This is a genomic window from Thermostichus sp. OS-CIW-32 (genome assembly GCF_054060415.1).
Genome location: NZ_JBSSDD010000006.1, coordinates 84,275 through 102,702, shown reverse-complemented (window position 1 = coordinate 102,702; position 18,428 = coordinate 84,275). Strand labels below are relative to the sequence as shown.

Annotated in this window: 17 protein-coding genes; 12 read left to right on the top strand and 5 right to left on the bottom strand. The window is 58.7% G+C overall.

Features of this window, described 5'->3' with window-relative positions:
* Positions 1-247 precede the first annotated feature (247 nt).
* The gene (locus ACVWY8_RS08960) at positions 248-1,384 is read left to right on the top strand and encodes an aminotransferase class V-fold PLP-dependent enzyme (RefSeq protein ID WP_457394095.1); all 1,137 of its coding nucleotides are present in this window, start codon (positions 248-250) and stop codon (positions 1,382-1,384) included.
* Positions 1,385-1,806: 422 nt separating this feature from the next.
* Here ACVWY8_RS08960 and ACVWY8_RS08955 read toward each other — a convergent pair whose 3' ends face one another.
* Positions 1,807-2,802, bottom strand: a complete 996-nt coding sequence (locus tag ACVWY8_RS08955) for a hypothetical protein (protein ID WP_457393948.1) — start codon at positions 2,800-2,802, stop codon at positions 1,807-1,809.
* Between the two features lie 336 nt (positions 2,803-3,138).
* On the opposite strand from ACVWY8_RS08955, the gene ACVWY8_RS08950 reads away from it, so the two are divergent.
* Together ACVWY8_RS08950 and ACVWY8_RS08945 are read left to right on the top strand one after the other, a co-directional pair.
* A complete protein-coding gene (locus ACVWY8_RS08950; protein WP_457393951.1) occupies positions 3,139-4,152 on the top strand; it encodes an ATP-binding cassette domain-containing protein in 1,014 nt (337 codons plus the stop codon).
* A gap of 112 nt (positions 4,153-4,264) precedes the next feature.
* Positions 4,265-5,119, top strand: coding sequence for an ABC transporter permease (locus ACVWY8_RS08945; RefSeq protein WP_457393953.1), 855 nt, complete (start codon positions 4,265-4,267; stop codon positions 5,117-5,119).
* Between the two features lie 24 nt (positions 5,120-5,143).
* Here the strand turns inward: ACVWY8_RS08945 and ACVWY8_RS08940 are convergent, their stop codons facing one another.
* Positions 5,144-5,359, bottom strand: a complete 216-nt coding sequence (locus tag ACVWY8_RS08940) for a hypothetical protein (RefSeq protein ID WP_011433464.1) — start codon at positions 5,357-5,359, stop codon at positions 5,144-5,146.
* 116 nt (positions 5,360-5,475) lie between these two features.
* On the opposite strand from ACVWY8_RS08940, the gene ACVWY8_RS08935 reads away from it, so the two are divergent.
* From ACVWY8_RS08935 to ACVWY8_RS08920, 4 genes are all read left to right on the top strand, one after another.
* Positions 5,476-6,126: a class I SAM-dependent methyltransferase gene (locus ACVWY8_RS08935; RefSeq protein ID WP_457394098.1), complete on the top strand. Its 651-nt coding sequence runs from the start codon at positions 5,476-5,478 to the stop codon at positions 6,124-6,126.
* A 114-nt stretch (positions 6,127-6,240) separates the two neighbouring features.
* Complete coding sequence (thiL, locus tag ACVWY8_RS08930) at positions 6,241-7,263, top strand: thiamine-phosphate kinase (protein WP_414351227.1); 1,023 nt, start codon at positions 6,241-6,243, stop codon at positions 7,261-7,263.
* A 206-nt stretch (positions 7,264-7,469) separates the two neighbouring features.
* The gene (locus ACVWY8_RS08925; protein WP_457393955.1) at positions 7,470-8,063 is read left to right on the top strand and encodes a hypothetical protein; all 594 of its coding nucleotides are present in this window, start codon (positions 7,470-7,472) and stop codon (positions 8,061-8,063) included.
* Positions 8,064-8,147: 84 nt separating this feature from the next.
* The gene (locus ACVWY8_RS08920; RefSeq protein WP_414343926.1) at positions 8,148-9,671 is read left to right on the top strand and encodes a S10 family peptidase; all 1,524 of its coding nucleotides are present in this window, start codon (positions 8,148-8,150) and stop codon (positions 9,669-9,671) included.
* A 370-nt stretch (positions 9,672-10,041) separates the two neighbouring features.
* Here the strand turns inward: ACVWY8_RS08920 and ACVWY8_RS08915 are convergent, their stop codons facing one another.
* Positions 10,042-11,982: a protein kinase domain-containing protein gene (locus ACVWY8_RS08915; RefSeq protein WP_457393957.1), complete on the bottom strand. Its 1,941-nt coding sequence runs from the start codon at positions 11,980-11,982 to the stop codon at positions 10,042-10,044.
* Positions 11,983-12,123: 141 nt separating this feature from the next.
* On the opposite strand from ACVWY8_RS08915, the gene ACVWY8_RS08910 reads away from it, so the two are divergent.
* Positions 12,124-13,005, top strand: coding sequence for an inositol monophosphatase family protein (locus ACVWY8_RS08910; protein WP_011433458.1), 882 nt, complete (start codon positions 12,124-12,126; stop codon positions 13,003-13,005).
* Here the strand turns inward: ACVWY8_RS08910 and ACVWY8_RS08905 are convergent.
* Positions 12,960-13,943 (bottom strand): glycosyltransferase family 2 protein, encoded by a 984-nt coding sequence (locus tag ACVWY8_RS08905; RefSeq protein WP_414356280.1) that lies wholly within the window; start codon positions 13,941-13,943, stop codon positions 12,960-12,962. The two genes, ACVWY8_RS08910 and ACVWY8_RS08905, sit on opposite strands and share 46 nt — an antisense overlap.
* Before the next feature lie 77 nt (positions 13,944-14,020).
* Positions 14,021-15,121, bottom strand: coding sequence for a uroporphyrinogen decarboxylase (gene hemE / locus ACVWY8_RS08900; RefSeq protein ID WP_457393960.1), 1,101 nt, complete (start codon positions 15,119-15,121; stop codon positions 14,021-14,023).
* 243 nt (positions 15,122-15,364) lie between these two features.
* On the opposite strand from hemE, the gene crtE reads away from it, so the two are divergent.
* Genes crtE through ACVWY8_RS08880 form a run of 4 tightly spaced genes read left to right on the top strand, consistent with a single transcriptional unit; the run spans position 15,365 to position 18,340 of the window.
* Entirely contained in the window at positions 15,365-16,258 is an 894-nt protein-coding gene (gene crtE / locus ACVWY8_RS08895) for a geranylgeranyl diphosphate synthase CrtE (protein ID WP_414350897.1), read from the top strand.
* 50 nt (positions 16,259-16,308) lie between these two features.
* Positions 16,309-16,791 carry a divergent PAP2 family protein gene (locus ACVWY8_RS08890; protein ID WP_414417982.1) on the top strand — a complete coding sequence of 161 codons (483 nt, stop codon included), beginning with the start codon at positions 16,309-16,311 and terminating at the stop codon, positions 16,789-16,791.
* A gap of 13 nt (positions 16,792-16,804) precedes the next feature.
* The gene (locus ACVWY8_RS08885; RefSeq protein WP_414407302.1) at positions 16,805-17,452 is read left to right on the top strand and encodes a hypothetical protein; all 648 of its coding nucleotides are present in this window, start codon (positions 16,805-16,807) and stop codon (positions 17,450-17,452) included.
* 45 nt (positions 17,453-17,497) lie between these two features.
* Positions 17,498-18,340 carry a SirB1 family protein gene (locus ACVWY8_RS08880; RefSeq protein ID WP_457393967.1) on the top strand — a complete coding sequence of 281 codons (843 nt, stop codon included), beginning with the start codon at positions 17,498-17,500 and terminating at the stop codon, positions 18,338-18,340.
* Positions 18,341-18,428: the final 88 nt, after the last annotated feature.

Genomic DNA, 18,428 nt, shown 5'->3' with positions numbered 1-18,428 from the left:
AAAGAGCCTTAGGTTCTGACATTCAGTCGAGATGCCATTGGTCTCCACATCAGCGGTGTTGATAGGTGTTGATATCTTCGGATTTCTGAGCAAACCCTTCATGCAGATCGCAGCAATTCCCCCATCTTTTTCCTGCATCGTCCAGGGACAGAGGGAGTGAACCATGCCTTTCTTCTCCAACCTGGGATCCGATTCTCCCCACTTTGGCGCTGCCCTCAGTGCTTGTGCGCCACTTTGCGAACGCTCCTTGTGGGAACTGGATCCGCAAGCCGTTTTTTTGAATCACGGCTCCTACGGCGCGACCCCGAAAAAGGTGTTGCAAGCCCAGAGTGTATGGCGGGAACGCCTGGAGGCTCAGCCGGTGCAGTTTATGGGAGAGGAACTTCCTCGAGCCTTGCGGGCGGCGGCAGCAGAACTGGCCCATTTCGTCGGGGCCGAACCCGAAAATTTGGTGTTTGTGGAAAATGCCACCAGCGGGGTCAATGCCGTTTTGCGCTCGCTGCGGTTCCGGCCAGAGGATCAGATCGCCTGCACCAATCACGGTTACGGGGCCGTTCGTCAGGCATTGCAGTACATCTATGCCCAGTGGGGAGCCATCCCAGTTGAGGCGCAGATCCCTTTCCCCATTGCGGGGCCAGAGCAGGTTATCGCGGCCTTCGAGGCCATCCTCACTCCCCAAACTCGCCTGGCGGTGTTGGATCACCTCACCTCGCCTACGGCTCTGATCTACCCCCTGCCTGAGCTGATCGGCCTCTGTCGGGAGCGCGGGATCCCGGTTTTGGTGGATGGCGCCCATGCCCCTGGGGTTCTCCCCTTGGAGTTGGAAAAGCTAGGAGCCGATTGGTACACCGGCAATGCCCACAAGTGGCTGTTTGCCCCGAAAGGCTGTGCCTTTTTGTGGGTGGCCCCCTATCGACAGGCCCAAACTCATCCTACGGTGATCTCCCACGGCTATAGGCAAGGGTTCACAGCGGAGTTCGACTGGGTGGGCACACGGGATCCCAGCGCTTGGTTGGCCATTTCAGCAGCCCTGGCGTTTATCCAAGGGGTGGGACTGGACAACATCCGTCAGCACAACCACACTCTGCTGCTGCAGGCGCGGCAGTTGCTCTTGGAGGCTCTTGAGGGGATCCCGCCCGCCCCCGAAAAGATGTTGGGCTTTATGGCCACCCTACCCTTGCCGCCATTTTGGCAGCAGTGGATCCCTGAGCTGCCTCTTGAGGAGCGCGCCCGTCGGCTTCACGATTACCTCTGGTACAAGTACCGCATTGAGGTTCCGATCATCCCCTTCGCCGGGCAGCTTTGGGTACGCATCTCGGCCCAGGTCTACAACCGTTTGGCAGAGTACGAACAGTTGGCGCTGGCCTTGCAGCATCTGCCCTGAGGTTTTGTCGGTTGAGCCGCTTTCACGACATTGCAAGTATAGTTGCTTCGCACATCAGTAAAACGATTCCAGATCTATGGTCAATTCAGTTGAGGATGAGATGACGTTACAGGTAGGATGGCATGCCAGTAGACCTCAGAAAGAAGCCTTGACCTGAGAGAGAGTCGTAGGGCATGTCCAGGAAGGGAGCAGACCCACAGACGTACAAAGCCGGTCATACAGCGGAAGGGAAGGGTATGGGAGTCGGTAAAAGCAGCGCGGAACGCTTGGGGAGCGTCTCAATCTAGTTTGAAGCGACCGCAGTGCTTTCAAGAGGGCAAGGATGCATGCAGATGGAGGAACTTCTGTTGATGAAGTGACAAGGCCTGCTTTTGCGAGTCGGACTATTCTACTGGCCAGTGTCTCATTGCTATTTGAATTGACTATCTGAAAAAGTCAGAAAACGTATCCCGCAGATCCGAAAGCCGATCGTTGAAGCAGGTAAGCCGATCCCCTACAGAGTTCACCAGCGTCAGATCTGCCCGACCGGTTGTCCCTTCAAATCCCAGTAGAGGAACGCTCATGCGGCTGGGATCCGTGGGATTCTGGGAAACGCGGATGACGGCTCGATCGCGGTTAAATTGATAAGCCTCGGCCACATAGCGGATGGGCTCGCTCAAGGTGGGATCCACCGGCAGCCCTGGGGCCGGCAGGAGATCCACCAGCTCGGTGAACGTGCCACTCCGCAGGCCCACCACGGCAGCAGCTCCCAACTGGTTACAAATGGCAATGAGAACCGGCTCTTGGGCAGTGGCGGTGAGGTTGGCCAAGGTAACCGTGACCGTGGCGCGGCTGGCTGCCGGCGGGTAGGTGACCTCAAAGGTGCGGGCAAAGGCATTGCCCAGCTCGTCGCGGGCGCGAAAGCGAAGCTGCCCGGTGTAGGGCAGGATGGAAGAAAAGTAGATGCCAAAGCGGTCGCTGGGGCCCCGTCCGGGGATATTGGCCTGTCCGGGGACATAGGCAAGGGCAGCCCGGCTTTGCCACTGATTGGGCGGGGTGTAGGGCAGCAGCGGGCCACTGGTGAAGTTGGGGGGTTCTTTGGGGGGCAGATCCGGCTGGCCATCTCTGTTCAGATCCAGCCCATTGCCCAAGAAGGCCACCGAGCGCTGTAAGAGAATAGGACGGTTTTGGTTATCCAAAAGGGGATTCCGCCTTTCTGCCAGCCCGGCATTGTCCACATAGACATTAAGGGGGCGATTTAGGATTTGGTTATCCCGCTGCCGCCGCATGTTGAACTGTAGGTAGGGCCCCACTGCGCCCGCTGCCGGGGATCCTCCTGTGATTTCAAAATCATCCGCCCGCAGGAAGACATTTTCCAGGGGGCCCAGAGGAGTTGTTCCCTCGCCGCAACCGACCAAGCCAAGCGCTAAAATGGCCAAGGCTGTATAAGCTACAACAGAGCATCCTTTTTCGATAGGGGAATCCGAGCTCCCACAAGTCGGCAGCAGGGGCCGGCAGGCATGCTTTGGCTTCAGCATTCATCTCCTCTCCACAACAGACACCTTGGCGAGGGTTAAACCCAACCGGACTGAGTTGAGGATGGGCGGGGATCCCTCTGCACTCATCGGATTCGCCTGAACCACTATACCGTGAGCCTCGGTTCAGCTCCCACCATCCCTAGGGGGCTGGCGGCAACGAGCAAGAAATGGTGGCGATCCCTGGCCTCATCTCCCGAACAGGCTTGATAGCCTAGAGGAAGCGAGATGTGGATACCCATGTCAGATACTCCTGCGGTCTTGGTAGAGCAACTTCAAAAGCGCTACGGATCCACAGTGGCCGTGGCGGACGTCTCGTTTCAGGTGGAACCCGGCCAGATCTACGGCATTCTCGGCCCCAATGGAGCGGGCAAGACCACCACTTTGCATTGCCTCTGCACCTTGCTCCGTCCCGACTCAGGCCGGATAGAGGTGTACGGGATCCCAGCCAGCGAAAACCCCAAAGCGGTACGAGAAAAACTGGGGTTTGTTGCCCAAGAGGTGGCTTTGGATAAGGTGCTGACCGGGCGAGAATTGTTGCAGTTGCAGGCCGATCTCCACCACCTGCCTCGCCCCTTGGCTCAAGAGCGAATCGTTGCCGTCCTGGAACTGCTGGGGCTGACCGACCGCGCCGACCAACTCATCGGTACCTACTCCGGCGGGCTGCGCAAACGCTTGGATCTGGCGGCAGGACTGCTCCATCAACCCCAGGTGCTGGTCTTGGACGAGCCCACGGTGGGCCTGGACATTCCCAGTCGGCTGGCCATCTGGGATTTTTTGCGCCAACTCAAGAACACAGGGATCACAGTGGTGCTCAGCAGCCACTACCTGGAGGAGATCGACCTGCTGGCGGATCGGGTGGCCATCATCGACCGGGGCAAGGTGATTGCCGAGGGAACCCCCGAGGAGCTGAAAACCCGCGTCGGCGGCGAGCGCATCACCGTCAAGCTGCAGGAATTTGCCCCGGCGGAACTGGCCCAACGGGGTGCCCAACTGCTGGGATCCCTGCCCTTTGTCCAGAAGGTGGTGATCAACAGCGCCCAGGGCAACGCCCTGAACCTGGTGGTGCAGCGGAATGGGGAGGATCCCCTCAGCCAGATTCGCGCCCACTTGCAGGCTCATGGGCTAGAGGTGTTCAGCAGCACCCAGTCTCGTCCCAGCTTGGATGATGTGTATTTGGCGGCAACCGGGCAAACCCTGATGGATGCGGAGCTGGCCGCTGCCGAGGCCAATCTGGGCAAAAAGAAAAAGTAACTTCATCCCCTCATGCTCGAGCCCCATTGATCCCTGTACAAAGGCACATCGAGGTATTTGGTAGATGGATTTGGAATGGATTGATTGATCGCAACCCTACAGGAGCTTTGGTATGAACTCTGCCTCTTCCTCGGTTCAACCCAACCCGATCCCCCTTTTGACGGCTGACTTTTGGCAGGAGACCTTCGCCCTCACGCGCCGCTTGTTTATCCAACTGAAGCGTCGCCCCACAACCTTGCTGGTTGGCATTATCCAGCCGTTGCTCTGGCTAATTTTGTTTGGGGCTTTGTTTCAGAATGCTCCTGCCGGCATTTTCGGGGCCGGACAAAACTACACCCAGTTTTTGGGGGCGGGAGTCATTGTGTTTACGGCTTTTGGTGGAGCCTTGAATGCTGGGGTGCCGGTGATTTTCGACCGAGAATTTGGCTTTTTGAACCGGCTGTTGGTGGCTCCCCTCACCTCTCGTTTTTCCATTGTTCTCGCCTCTAGCCTGTTCATCGTCAGCTTGGCGCTGCTGCAGACGGCGGTGATTGTGGGGGCAGATTACGCCCTTGGGGCCGGGATCCCCGACGGGCCAGGCTTGGCGGTGGTGGCCTTGATCGTGGGCCTGTTGGTCTTGGGCTTCACGGCCCTGAGCTTGGGCTTGGCCTTTGCCATGCCGGGGCACCAGCAATTGCTGGCTTTCATCTTTTTGGTCAACTTGCCCCTGATCTTTTCCAGCACGGCCTTGGCTCCCCTGAGCTTTATGCCCACCTGGCTGCGTTGGGTGGCCAGCCTCAACCCCCTCACCTTTGCCATCGAGCCCATTCGCCATGTCTACCGCAGCAGCCATTGGAGCTGGGCCGATGTGGTGCTGCAGGCTCCCTGGGGCGATCTCACCCTGGCGGGATCCCTGGGCCTTTTGACGGGGTTTGTGGGGGTGTCGGTTCTACTGGTGCAGGGGGTGTTGCGCAAAAGCTTGGCCTGAGCATCTCTGCCCAGGCTGTGCCGCTCAAAGCCACTGGCGGGAAACGGACTTCTCCATAGCTGCCTGTGCCCGCTGCACCAGAGCCAGGGGGCTGTCCTGGGCTGGGGAAACGCTGAGAGAAGGAGTAAGGCTGCGAGCCTGCAGAGCCATGTGGAGCTGCAGTTCGGTTACGTACTCCCGCAGGCCAAAGTTAGACCCAGAAGAAGAAGGAGCCGCTGAAGAGGGGTGAGACACAGACATCACGGCAAAGAGTCCTTCGCGAAATGGCCACTGTTGCTCTGCTAAGGTATCACGCCCACCCCTTTTCCGAAGCTTCCAAAATGTTAGCTTTGATTAAGATTTGCAACCGTTTGGCCATGGTGGTGCTCAAGGATTGGCAGCGCTCCAAGTTGGATCCCAGCGACGATGCCCTCTTTTACAGCTATCCTCGCTTCGTGACTCATGTGGATTCTGGCTTCATCGGCCAGCTCACCGATCTATACCGCGAGCATTTGCGGCCCCAGACCCGCATTCTCGATCTGATGAGCAGTTGGGTCTCCCATTTGCCACCTGAGATGGAGTTTGCCCATGTGGAGGGGCATGGGATGAACCCTGAGGAACTGGCGGCCAACCCCCGGCTGGATCACTTCTTCATCCAAAACTTGAACCAAAACCCAAGTCTGCCCTTCCCTGATCAATCCTTCGACGCGGTGCTAAACACGGTCTCGGTGCAATATCTGCAGCAGCCAGAGCAGGTGTTTGCAGAGGTGTATCGCATCCTAAAGCCCCAGGGCCTGTTCATCGTCAGCTTCTCCAATCGCATGTTTTTCCAGAAGGCGATCCAGGCTTGGCGGGACAACTCCGAGGCGGGGCGGGTGGAGTTGGTCAGGCGCTATTTTGAGTCAGTGCCGGGGTTTGCGGTGGTGAAAGTGATCCAGCGGCCTGCCCCTATGGGTTGGCTGGGCTTTTGGGCAGGCGGAGGCGGGGATCCCTTCTATGCCCTAATTGGACAGCGGGCGGCGGGGTAGAATTCTCCAGCTTGCCTGTGGCGTGCAGGCGGGATCCTTGGAAATATCCAACAAGACTCCAGCATCCACCAGATCTTGCAGCTGTGTTATCCTCGCTACCCTCAGAGGTCTGTCTTGTTCTCCGGTCTTTCTGACAGTTCTTCCCCACAAAACGGCAATCCTTCCCCCCTACCCATCTCGGCAATTGGGGAGGCAGGGCTGCTGCAGATCGTGCAGCGCTACTGTCCGGCCCAGGTGGTGGGAGACGATGCGGCGGTGTTAGCTGCTCCGGAGGGGCAGTTGGTGGTGACAACCGATGTGTTGGTGGAGGGAGTTCACTTCAGCGATCTGACGACCCCGGCCCATGCGGTGGGCTGGCGCGCGGTGGCCGCCAATCTGTCGGATCTGGCCGCGATGGGATCCCGTCCGCAGGCGTTGGTGGTGGGTTTGGGCTTGCCGGGCTCCACGCCGGTTGCTTGGGTGGAGGAGCTTTATCAAGGGATGCGGGACTGTTGCGCCCGCTGGGAATGCCAACTGGTGGGAGGGGATCTGTGTCGGTCGCCGCATCGATTTGTGGCAATCACGGCCCTGGGATCGGTGCAGCCGGGGCGGGCCATTCAGCGCAGACGGGCTCAACCCGGCGATTGGCTGGTGGTAACAGGGCCCCACGGAGATGCGCGGGCAGGCTTGGAGCTGCTTCTCCATCCTGAACAGGGATCCTCAGCTACGGCGGCCGAGCGCGAGCAGTTGATCAGGGCTCACCAATACCCACGCCCGCGCCTGGATCTGGTGCCCCTCTTGGAAGGGATCCCGGATCCCTTGCGCGTTGCCGGTATGGATACCAGCGACGGTTTGGCAGATGCCCTGGTGCAGGTGTGTCAGGCCAGTGGGGTGGAGGCAAGGATTGCCGTGGAGCGGATCCCGATTTCAAAAGCTTTGCGGCAGGCTTTTCCGGCCCAAGCCTTGGAATGGGCGCTCTATGGAGGCGAAGATTTTGAGCTGCTCCTCAGTGCCGAGGTGTCGGTGGCCAAGCATCTGTTGGAAAGATTGCCGGGGGCCGTTTGGATTGGAGAAGTGACAGGCTGGGATCCGCAGGGAACCGTCTGGCTGAAGGACGGGCAGGCCCTCAGCCGTCAACAAGCCTTCCAGCATTTCTGAGAGAAGTTGTGCTGCAGGATGGCCACCCAAACTGCCAACAGTTGAAGACAAATCTACTTGTGGGGGAAAACAAGCCCTAGGAAGGATTCGGTAACCTAGAAGCGGAGAGAAGTTGAGATAAGGAAGCAAATTGACCTGGAACAGCTTCAGGCAACTGCTGAGAACTCCGCAGAACTTGGATTGGAGAAGCATTGGAGACTCTACTCATGAAAGCTATCTTAACAGCAGCCCTTATTGGCCTGGCCGGGATCCCTGCGTTGGCCCCCTTGCCCAGTTCGGCTCAGCCGCTTTTTGAATTGGGTGCCTACCGCCTTGAGCAGGGGACGATTATCCCGGTCGGCAGCCTGAGTAGCGAAGGGCCGCAATACTTTTATCCCGACACCGTCTATCCCCTGGAAGTGGCCGTTACTCAGAACATTTTTGACAGCCAGGGGCGCTTGGTGATCCCGGCGGGTAGCCGCATTTTTGGACAGATGGAACCTGCACCGGGCGGATCCCGCTTTGTCGGCACTTCCATTGTTCTCGGCGGTCGTACCTACAGCCTGCGGGCTTCCTCCAACATCCTCCACGACGAAAAGGATCCCCGTCAGTATTCGGCTGAGGCCATCGCTCAGGATGCAGCCATTGGGGCAGCCGCGGGAGCCATTTTGGGGGCGATCACGGGCGGAGTCTCGGTGGGCAATGTCCTGGGAGGTGCCGTGACCGGAGTGGTGGTGGGCAATGTTACCGCTCCGCAGGTGGTGGTGCTGCGCCCCGGCCAATCTTTCAATCTAACTTTGGAAGCTCCGCTGACTTTGTGAGGTGCCGTTTGGAGATTCCTCTGGGAGTGTTGAGGGTCGGCAACTTGTGATTCACTGGGGATCAGACTGCGGATCCCTGTTTTCATGGCTACTGAATCTAAGCCCACTTCCCCCCTCTCCTCCACCGAGCACAGGTTTACGGCTGGAGAGGAGAGCTTTACCTACAGAGCGCTGGCCGGTTGGCAGACCCTTTTCCAGCGGGAAAAGCCGGTGGCCGAGATCTTTCACGTCGCCTATCTAAAGCAAGACTCCGCCTCTCAGCACCGCCCTCTCACTTTTGTGTTCAACGGTGGGCCTGGGGCAGCTTCTGCCTACCTGCACATGGGAGCGCTGGGGCCCAAACGGATTTGCTTCGGGCCCAACGGCAGTTTGCCCCCCTCCCCGGTGCGGCTGGTGGACAATGCCGAAAGTTGGTTGCCCTTTTCCGACCTGGTCTTTGTCGATCCGGTGGGGACGGGGTTCAGCCGCGCCCTGCCCAAGGATTCTCAAGACCCCAAAGATTCCCGGGAGAAATCCGATCCGGCATCCAAGCCCCCTCAGCCGGATGCTAAGGCGGAGGAGCCTCCTAAGGAATCGCCCTTCTGGGATGTGGAGCGGGATTTGCAATCCTTGGGAGAATTCATTCAGGGCTTTCTTTCCCGATACAAACGCTGGCTCTCCCCCATTTTCATTGCCGGCGAGAGTTACGGTGGGTTTCGGGTGGCGCGGCTGGCCAAGGAGCTGCAATCCAAGTTTGGCGTGGGCCTGTCGGGGGCCATTCTCATCTCGCCTGCGATTGAGTTTGGGTTGCTGGAGACCAACGATTACAACCTCAGCACCTGGGCAGCCCTTTTCCCTTCCTATGTGGCCACAGCAGCCCATCATGGACGGTGTGGCTGGGGGGAGGATTTGCAGATCCTGCTGCCCAAAGCAGAACACTTTGCCCGACAACGTCTGCTGCCCCTCTTGGCCATGGGGGAGGCAATGCCAGAGGCAGAACGGCAAGCGGTGTATCAGGAAATGGCAGCAGGGATCGGCCTATCTCCAGAATATGTAGCCCACAAAGGCGGGCGGATCGATATCGCCAGTTTTGCCCGCGAGCTGTTGCGGTCGCAGCGACTGGTGCTGGGGCTCTACGATGCTTCTGTAACCACGGTGGATCCCTTTCCGGATCGGCCTACCTTCGAGGGATCCGATCCCACCTTGGATGGGATCGATCGCCTGTTCACGGCAGCCATCAACAGCCACTTGCGAGAGACCTTGCAGGTGGAAACGGAGTTGACCTATCACCTACTGAACCTGGAGGTGTTCAAGTCCTGGCGGTTCACCCCAAAAGGAGAGTTTAAGCAAGGATTCATCGGGGCAATGGACGAGCTGCGCAGCAGCATGGCCCTCAACCCCCACATGCGGGTGAGCATTCATCATGGCTTTTACGACCTGGTCACGCCCTACTTTGCCTCGAATCACCTGGTGGATTTGATGAAGTTGGATCCGCGGTTGAAGGCCAACCTCACCCTACGTCATTATCGCGGCGGACACATGTTCTACACCTGGGATCCCTCGCGATTGGAGTGGTTTACAGAAATGCGTGAGTTTTACTCGAAAACAGCTTCCAGCTCAGAGTCATAACATACTCGCCGGGCGAGGATTCTGGTTCGTGGTTTTGCAGCAGCACTTATAGTCAATTCAAATGGCAATGAGACACTAGCCGGTGCAATAGCTCCGCTAGAAAGTTCCTCTATAGCGTGCATCCTTGCCCTCTTGAAATTTAGGCCAGGACAGTGGCCCACACCCAAAACGTTGCATGCACAGGGCCATAGGGCTTTTCTCAGTAGCTCAAACGACTCTACTCCCTACAACCAGTCGCGTAGCTCTGAGCTGGGGATCTCACGGCGCTCCCCGGTAACCGTGAGAAAAATCGTGAGAAAAATAATGAGCGGTTTTGATTCCTGTCTTTCCCTCTTCTTGAGAGAGAGAACTCAGATGGGATCCCTGGGGCCTAAGAGGCTTGTTGTTGATTTTGAACAGTAGGGATCCGGCGCAAATTCAAAAGCACCATTGCGCTAAGGGGGCGCGTGTTGGCCAGTAGCCCCACGATCAGCAGCAGCCAACTGTTCAAGGTAGTATTGTCCAGCAGCCAACCCATCAACAGAGCCGATCCTGCCCCTTCGGCAACTGCCGCCAAGATCCAAGCCCGGCTACCTTTCCAGCGCTGAGACCACAAGGCCCATTGCAGCCCACCAACGCCGACCCCCACCAGCAAACCGCGCAGCGCATCTCCCATTGCCTGCAAGACATTTTGGAGCCAGGGATCCGTCGGGTTAAAAGCAGAGGTTGCCACCCCCACCTGGGGAGCGAGGAAATCCGCCGCCGCCCAGCCCAAAGCCGTGGCCAGCAAAGTTGCAGCCACCCATCCCACCGAAACCTGCCGCCGCAACACCAGCCACTGCAGCAGCCCCATCAGGAAGCCAAGGCCGGCCCCGGCCACCGCTCCTTGGAGCGAACCCAAAGCAGCCAGCAGGGGAGCTGCCGCCCCCAGCCCCAGATAGCCGATCCCAGCCGCCGCCCAATTGGCCAGGAGCCAGCCCAGGGCCAATCCTTTGCTCTGGCGGGGCTTGCCTGAGGTGGGGAGGGTGGGCTTCTGGTGGGGGCTAACCTGTTCCTGGCCGACCTGCTGTTCGACCTCGCGCAGCCCCTGTTCTGCCGAGGGGTTACCCGGCTCCAGCCGCAGCACTCCTTGATAGTCCATCTGGGCAAGGCCCCAATGGCCCTGCCGCTGGTGGGCCAGGCCGCGGTATAGGTAGTAGCGGGCTTCGTTGGGGGCACTCTGGATCAGCTTGTTAAGCAGGTGGACAGCCATTTTGTATTCGCCTGCCTCGATCAAACGCACCGCCCGCTGCAGCTCTTCTTCCTTAGCTTCCGAAACAGGGGCGGCTCGGCTCTGCTGGGTGGCTTGCTGGCCAAAGCCGGCAGGGATCCGCTGCAGAGGAGCCTTTTGAGGGGGAGGCGGGATCTTGTCCCCATAGACGGCTCGGAGCTGCTGGGCCAGCTCCTCCATGGTGGCCGGGCGAAGGGCAGGGTCTTTCTCCAAGCAACGCAGCACCACCTTTTCTAGGGCCTCAGGGATGGGGTGGGGCAGCGGATGGTCTTGAAAAGGGCGGGGCTTTTGAAAGTTGTGGACGTGGTACCAGCCTTGCAAGGTGTCGGTATCCGGCTCGAAGGGCAACGCACCAGTTAACAGCTCGTACAGCACCACCCCCAGGGAATAGATGTCGGAGCGGCCATCCAGCTTTTCTCCGCGCATTTGCTCGGGCGAGGCATAGACCATCGTGCCCAAAAAATAGCCCGTCTGCGTCAGGCCACGAGAGGTCTCCCCCATGAGCTTGGAAATGCCGAAGTCCAGGATCTTGACCCGCTCTTTCCCATCGGGCCCTTTCTGCACAAAGATGTTGCTGGGTTTAATGTCGCGGTGGATGACGCCGCGAATGGAGTGCTTGCCCAGATCCATCTGAAAGTTGTGGGCGTGGTGCAGGGCAGAGCAAATTTGCAGAGCCAAGTTCACCACTCGCTCTGGGTGCAGGGGGCCTTCCCGAGCCAGCACATAGTCCAACCCCTGGCCGCTGTAGGGTTTGGCATTCAGGTACTCCATCACCAGATAGGGCTGGTTTTGGTACAGGCCGTAAGAGCGCACCTGCACGATGTTGGGGTGCTCGCCCAACAGAGCGCTGACCCTGGCCTCATCCATGAAGCGTTGCTGCAGTTGCTGGTAGTACTCTGGGCCCATGTCCGGGGGCGGCGGGCGCAACAACTTGACGGCCACCAGCTCGTCATTGAGCTGGGTATCCACCGCCTCGAACACATTGCCGTAGCCACCCTCGCTGATGTGGCGGGTCAGCCGGTAGCGGTTGCCAATCAGTTGTCCAATCAGGCGCTGGTTCATGGAGGAGGGTGGCCAGCTGGGGAGTTTACCTATGATTTGATTCTATTCAGCTTATGGGCCTAGAACCTGCTTGTGAGGGATCCGCTGCCATTGCGACCCCTTTTCCACCCCAAAAGCCAGGGATCCCGCTAGGATTGGGGCATGAGTGCTCCTTCTGCAACTGCTGCTCTATCCCCTTTCTGGCTGGAGGTTACCGAGTTTGCCTTGCAGGCTACGGCCAGCGTGGGATCCCAGCTCTTGGCAGACTTTGGCCAGGCCCACCCTACGGTTCGCGCCAGCGGGACGGAGTCCTTAAAAGCCGACGGCAGCTTGGTAACCTCTTCTGACCAGTGGGCGGATCGCGCTTTTCAAGGGGCCATTGCCGCTGCCTACCCCGATCACGGTTATCTGAGCGAGGAATCCAACCACATTTTTCCCGAGAAGGAGTGGTGTTGGGTAGTGGATCCTTTGGATGGCACCACCAATTTTGCCCGTGGGATCCCCATTTGGGGCAGCTCCTTGGCTTTGCTGCATTGGGGCGTGCCGGTGTTTGGCTGTGTCCATCTGCCGCCCATCCGCCAGACTTTTTACGGTTATTGGCCTCGGTTTCCTGGGGATGCAGCAGCAGGAGCTTTTCTCACCCGCCACGACCGGGATCCCGCCTGTCCCCAGCCAATCCGTCCTAGCACCGCCTCACCCGGCCCCAACCAATTGTTCAATTTCTGTTCCCGCAGCAGCCATTGGATTAGCCCGCAATTCCCTTGCAAAGCGCGGATGTTGGGGGGCGCTGCCTACAACCTGCTGGCGGTGGCCGGTGGCAGCCTTTTGGGGGCGGTAGAACGCTCGCCCAAGATCTGGGATGTGGCGGCAGTGTGGGCCATTGTCAAGGGGGCCGGCGCCGTTTGGGAACCCCTGAGCTGTGCCGATCCGGATCCCGGCCAGCCTCTCATTCCCGGCAAGGATTATGGCCGACTCACTTACCCCGCCCTGGTGGCAGCTCAAGCCGAGTGGATCCCCTTATTTCGCGCCTTCATCGCTCTGTAGCCTTCGTAAACGGCCTGCACGTTGTACCAGTTGAGGAAAAAAATCCGGCACAGCTCCAAGGCCAACTGCGAGCGGCCATGCCGGATCAACCAGCGCAGCAGCGGTTCCACCCGCTTCTCGTTCAGCCAGCCCCCCAGGGATAAAAGGCCCCACAGGAATTGGTGCAGGGGCGTCAGTTGGATCATCAGGCGCACGGCCCAGGTGGGGTGTTTTTGGTAAAAGAGAATGCCCATGCGGCCCCGCTGCCGTTCCCGCTCAATCAATCCTGGGATCTGCTGCAGCTCAAAGGGCGGATGCCAGTGGTAGCCGGTGGCCTGGGGGCACTTGACCAGGCGCAGGCCCAAACGTTTTAGCCGCACCCCCAGCTCCAGGTCTTCCCAGCCGTAGAGGTGAAACCGCTCGTCAAAGGGGCCGGCGGGGGTTTCGCAGGCCAGCTCCAACCAATGGCGGGCAATGGCCACGTTGCCGGTGGCGAAAAAGGCTGCCGAAAAATCGGTGGGCTTGAAGGGTTCGGAGCGGGGATCCTGAAAATTGCTCGTGTTGATCACCCGCCCGTAGGTGAAGACCTTGGCCTCATGGGGGGAGCGGGGATCCCCTGTAACGCCGTGCCGCCGCAGCATCTGGGCGTGGCTGGCCAAGAAGTGATCCACCACCACCAGGTCGCTGTCGATAAAGACGATGAGGGATCCCTGGGCGTGGCGAAACCCCAGGTTGCGGGCAGCGGCGGGGCCGCGGTGCTCCTGCTGCAACAGTTTCCACTGGGGCAAGCCAACGGGGTTGTTCTGCAGCCATTCCACTGTGCCATCGGTGGAGCCATCGTCCACCACCACCACCTCGTAGCCCTCGTAGGGGCCGGGCTGCTGCTGCGCCAGGGCCCGCAGACACTGCTCCAAAATGGGACGGCGGTTGTAGGTGGGAATGATGACGCTGATGTACACCGGGGATCCCTAGGGATGGCTGTACAGCCCTTGAGCAAAAACACCTCAGGGAAGAGGGGTTCCCACTGCCTGTTGGGCTAGAGGGCTTTTAGGAGCTCTGCCGACTGGCGCACCGTCTCGAAAAAGTAATGGACATTGGCCTCTGGAGTGCTTTGGTGAATGCCGTGGCCCAGGTTCATGATATGCCCACGGGATCCGGCTTTTCGAATCACCTCTAGGGTGCGCTGCCGGATGAACTCCGGGGATCCCAGCAACACCATCGGATCCAGATTGCCCTGCACCGCCAGGGATCCCAGGCGGGCCCTGGCCTCTGCCATATCGCTCATCCAATCGAGGCTGAACACGTCGATGCCGGCTTTGCCCACTCGCTCCAGCAAAGCGGCGCTGCCGTTGATGTAGAGGATCAGCGGCACCTGCGGATACCGAGCTTTCACCTGATCCACAATTTGCTTTTGGTAGGGCAAGGCCCAACACTCGTAATCGGCTGGGCTGAGCTGGCCGGCCCAAGTATCGAACAACTGCACCACCTGGGCGCCGCACTCGATCTGGTAGATCACGTAGCGGGCAATGCTGTCGGCCAGCTTACTCAGCAACTGATGCAGCAATGGCGGCTGTGTAAAGGCCAAGCTCTTGATGTGGGCGTAATCTTTGGAGCTGCGCCCTTCCACGGCATAGCAGGCCAGAGTCCAGGGGGAGCCGACAAATCCCAGCAGCGTTGCTTTTCCTTCCACCTCGCGGCGCAGGGTGCTGAGAATGGTCTTGATAAAGGGCAGACTTTCTTCCGGTTCCAGGAGGCGGATGCGTTCAATTTGGGCTTGGGAACGAATCGGCGGGTCGATGATTGGCCCCTGATGCTCCACCAGCTCAAAGGGGATGCCCATGCCCTCAAGGGGGGTGAGGATATCGCTGAACAGGATCACCCCATCAGGGGCAAAGGCCCGAAACGGTTGCAACGAGATCTCGACGGCCAGCTCCGGGATCTCGCAACGCTGCTTAAAGGTGTACTTGCTTTGCAGCTCGCGGTAGGCCGCCATGTAGCGACCCGCCTGGCGCATCATCCAAACTGGAGGGCGATCCAGCACTTCCCCTCGGGCCGCCCGCAGCAAACGGTCACCCAAGTGCTCCGCACCGCTGGCGGTGGAGGAGGTGGCGCTGAGCTGAACAGGCGAGTGGGACATAGGAGGGCAATCCGGCTAAAGATCCTTATGAATCCTGACATTGTGGCGACAGCAACCGCAAGTTGGCGGCTCAGGATCCCTGCAGTTTCTTCATCGGCTGCAACTTGCTGTTACTTCTTACCCTTTTGGCCTCTGGGCTGGGATCCCCAATTAAAGTGGACATGAGATAATGACACCTGACAAGTCTGTTGAAGAACGGCTCGACAAGGATCCCCCCATTGCCGAGTTGAGAGGAAACCCCGCTTGGTTGCCCAAACCTTTAACCTGAAAGCCTACCTGAGCCAGCGTCAGCAACAGGTGGAAGAAGCTCTCTCTGCAGCTTTGGTTCCCGCCTATCCGGAGCGCATTTACGAGGCGATGCGCTACAGCCTATTGGCAGGGGGGAAGCGCCTCAGGCCCATCCTCTGTCTGGCTGCTTGCGAGTTGGCCGGCGGCACTGTGGAGCAGGCTCTGCCTACCGCCTGTGCCCTGGAAATGATCCACACCATGTCGCTGATCCATGACGATCTGCCGGCCATGGACAATGACGACTTTCGCCGCGGCAAACCCACCAACCACAAGGTGTTCGGCGAAGACATTGCCATCTTGGCGGGAGATGCTCTGCTGGCTTTTGCCTTTGAGCACATTGCTAGCCAAACTCAGGGGGTACCGCCGCAGTTGGTGTTACAGGTGATCGCCCGCATTGGCCATGCTGTGGCGGCAACCGGTTTGGTGGGGGGACAGGTGGTGGATCTGGAGTCGGAGGGCAAAGCCATTTCCCTGGAAACTCTGGAGTACATTCACAGCCACAAGACCGGCGCTCTATTGGAAGTCTCGGTGGTTTCGGGAGGGATCCTGGCGGGGGGAGATGAGGAGCTGCTGGACCGCCTGAGCCGCTACGCCCGCGATATTGGCTTGGCCTTTCAGATTGTGGACGACATTTTGGACATCACCGCCACCAGCGAGCAACTGGGCAAAACGGCAGGAAAGGATCAAGCTGCCGCCAAAGCCACCTATCCCAGCTTGTTGGGCCTAGAGGCCTCCCGGCAAAAAGCCGAGGAGCTGATTCAATCGGCCAAGGAAACGTTGCGCCCCTATGGATCGCGGGCAGAGCCGCTGTTGGCCCTGGCAGATTTCATCACTCGCCGTCAGCATTAGGACAGGACAAGGGGACAAGATCAGATGGGATCCCTGGAGACCCTGCTCGCATGTCTGTGCTGGAGAGCCGTATGCTGCAACAGTTGATGGCCAATCATGTCCTCTGGGTTGCTTTGCTGGCCAGTGTGTTGGCCCAAGCCATCAAGCTGATCCTTTCCTATGTGCGGTCAGGCAAGGTTAACCTGCGAGTCTTGGTGGAAACCGGGGGAATGCCCAGCTCCCACGCAGCGTTGGTGACGGCTTTGTCCATTGGGGTGGGGATGCAGGAAGGCTGGGACAGCCTGCTGTTTGCCGCGACGGTGGTTTTCGCATTGGTGGTGATGTACGATGCCGCGGGGATCCGCCAAGCCGCTGGAAAACAGGCGCAGGTGCTGAATCGCCTCCTGGAAGAATGGTTTGAAGAAAAGGGCGCCGACCGTTTTCCAGAACCCTACCTGAAAGAATTGCTGGGGCACACTCCCGTTCAGGTCATGGCCGGCGCGGCTTTGGGGGCAGCCTGTATTACATTGTCGTTTGCCCTGGGAGTAAACTGAGAGCCATTGGGGCATGCTAAGGCAGAAGTACCGCGGGGTGGTCATGGCTTCCAGTTCTCAACCTCGTCCGATCCAACGTTGCCCTTCCTGTGGCAAGCCGATCCCAGCCTACCGGTTCAAGTCTCCCTACTGCGACCACTGCGGTTGGCGGGCGGCTCCGGCAGCGCAAACCCCTCAAAAAGGTGGATCCCTGGGCCAGAAAATTGCAGCTCAGGTAAACGGGATCGGATCCCAAGGTCAACGCCTCAAGGTGCCCCCTCTGCTACAGCCGCTGCTGAACTTCAACTTTTACCTCTATCTGCTCTGGGGGATCAGCCCTCTGTTTCCGCTGGTGGTGGATCGACCCCTGCTGGCCGAATCCAACTATCTGCTCCTAATCCCGCTTTTGTTGAGCTGGGGGCTGCTTTATTTGGCGGTGCGAGATCTGCCGCTGCCGGACAATTTGCGGCTGCCGCGCCTGTTGTTGGATGTATCGTTCATCCTGCTGCCCTTCTTCCAGAAAATTAATGTGTCCAAAGCCCCCAACCGACCCTATTGGAATGCTCTGCTGATTTGGGTGATCGGGATCCTGCTGCTTGCCGCTTTGCGGCTTTGGAGCTTTAGCCTGCTCCTGACGGCGGTGACCTTGCTGTTGACCAGCTTTTGCACGCTGCTGTTCTAACCGAGATCCTTGCAAAGAACCTCAATATTTAATATTTAACATTTCATGAGCATTCCTGCTGCCCGTCAACGCTTTGCCCTTGAAATCCAATCGGAGCCCATCGATCTGAGTCGGGCGGCCCTCTGGATTGCCCAAGAAGCCTATCCCGATCTGGAGGTGGAAGAGTATGTGGCCGCTCTGGATGAGATGGCCGCAGAGGTGCAAGAGCGCCTTCCCCCGGAGCGTTATCCCCTGCGGGTCATCAAGATCTTGAATCACTATCTCTTTGAGGATCTGGGCTTTCGTGGCAATCGCGAAGATTATTACGACCCACGCAACAGCTTTTTGAACGAAGTGATCGATCGGCGCACCGGGATCCCGATTACGCTGTCGCTGATCTATCTAGAGCTGGCGCGGCGGATCGATTTTCCCATGGCAGGAGTGGGCATGCCCGGCCACTTTTTAATCCGGCCCCTGTTTGCAGGCGCCGAGATTTTTGTGGATCCCTTTCAGCAGGGGGAGATTTTATTTCCAGAAGATTGTCAAGAGCTTTTGTCGCAAATCTACGGGCCTGGGATCCCTTTCCAAGAACACCACCTACGCCCCACCCCTCCCCGCCTGATCTTGGTACGCTTGCTCAACAACCTCAAGCAAATTTATCTGAGCCGCGCCGAACTGGAACCCGCTTTGGCAGCAGCGGAACGGATCTTGTTGTTGATCCCTGAATCCTTGCCCCACCTAAGGGATCGCGGGCTGTTGTATTATCAGTTGGGCCGTTGGCAGCAAGCCTGCCAGGATCTCAAGCGCTACTTAAAACAGGCGCCTTTCCACCCCGAGATCAATCGCTCTGATGAGCATTTAATCCGGGAAATTATCGAGAGATTGGAATCTCATCCCGACTCATGCTAGGGGCATGCACAATTGCTCTCAGTTGTGCGTTGTGTAAGTGTGTAAGTTTTGAGCAAGATCTGCCGTCGTTTGCAAGCAAGGCTAGGTT

Coding starts and splice junctions, on each gene's coding strand:
- ACVWY8_RS08950 (WP_457393951.1), top strand. CDS start 3,139: ATGTCAGATACTCCTGCGGTCTTGGTAGAGCAACTTCAAAAGCGCTAC.
- ACVWY8_RS08945 (WP_457393953.1), top strand. CDS start 4,265: ATGAACTCTGCCTCTTCCTCGGTTCAACCCAACCCGATCCCCCTTTTG.
- ACVWY8_RS08940 (WP_011433464.1), bottom strand. CDS start 5,359: ATGTCTGTGTCTCACCCCTCTTCAGCGGCTCCTTCTTCTTCTGGGTCT.
- ACVWY8_RS08935 (WP_457394098.1), top strand. CDS start 5,476: ATGGTGGTGCTCAAGGATTGGCAGCGCTCCAAGTTGGATCCCAGCGAC.
- ACVWY8_RS08925 (WP_457393955.1), top strand. CDS start 7,470: ATGAAAGCTATCTTAACAGCAGCCCTTATTGGCCTGGCCGGGATCCCT.
- ACVWY8_RS08920 (WP_414343926.1), top strand. CDS start 8,148: ATGGCTACTGAATCTAAGCCCACTTCCCCCCTCTCCTCCACCGAGCAC.
- ACVWY8_RS08915 (WP_457393957.1), bottom strand. CDS start 11,982: ATGAACCAGCGCCTGATTGGACAACTGATTGGCAACCGCTACCGGCTG.
- ACVWY8_RS08910 (WP_011433458.1), top strand. CDS start 12,124: ATGAGTGCTCCTTCTGCAACTGCTGCTCTATCCCCTTTCTGGCTGGAG.
- hemE (WP_457393960.1), bottom strand. CDS start 15,121: ATGTCCCACTCGCCTGTTCAGCTCAGCGCCACCTCCTCCACCGCCAGC.
- ACVWY8_RS08890 (WP_414417982.1), top strand. CDS start 16,309: ATGTCTGTGCTGGAGAGCCGTATGCTGCAACAGTTGATGGCCAATCAT.
- ACVWY8_RS08885 (WP_414407302.1), top strand. CDS start 16,805: ATGCTAAGGCAGAAGTACCGCGGGGTGGTCATGGCTTCCAGTTCTCAA.
- ACVWY8_RS08880 (WP_457393967.1), top strand. CDS start 17,498: ATGAGCATTCCTGCTGCCCGTCAACGCTTTGCCCTTGAAATCCAATCG.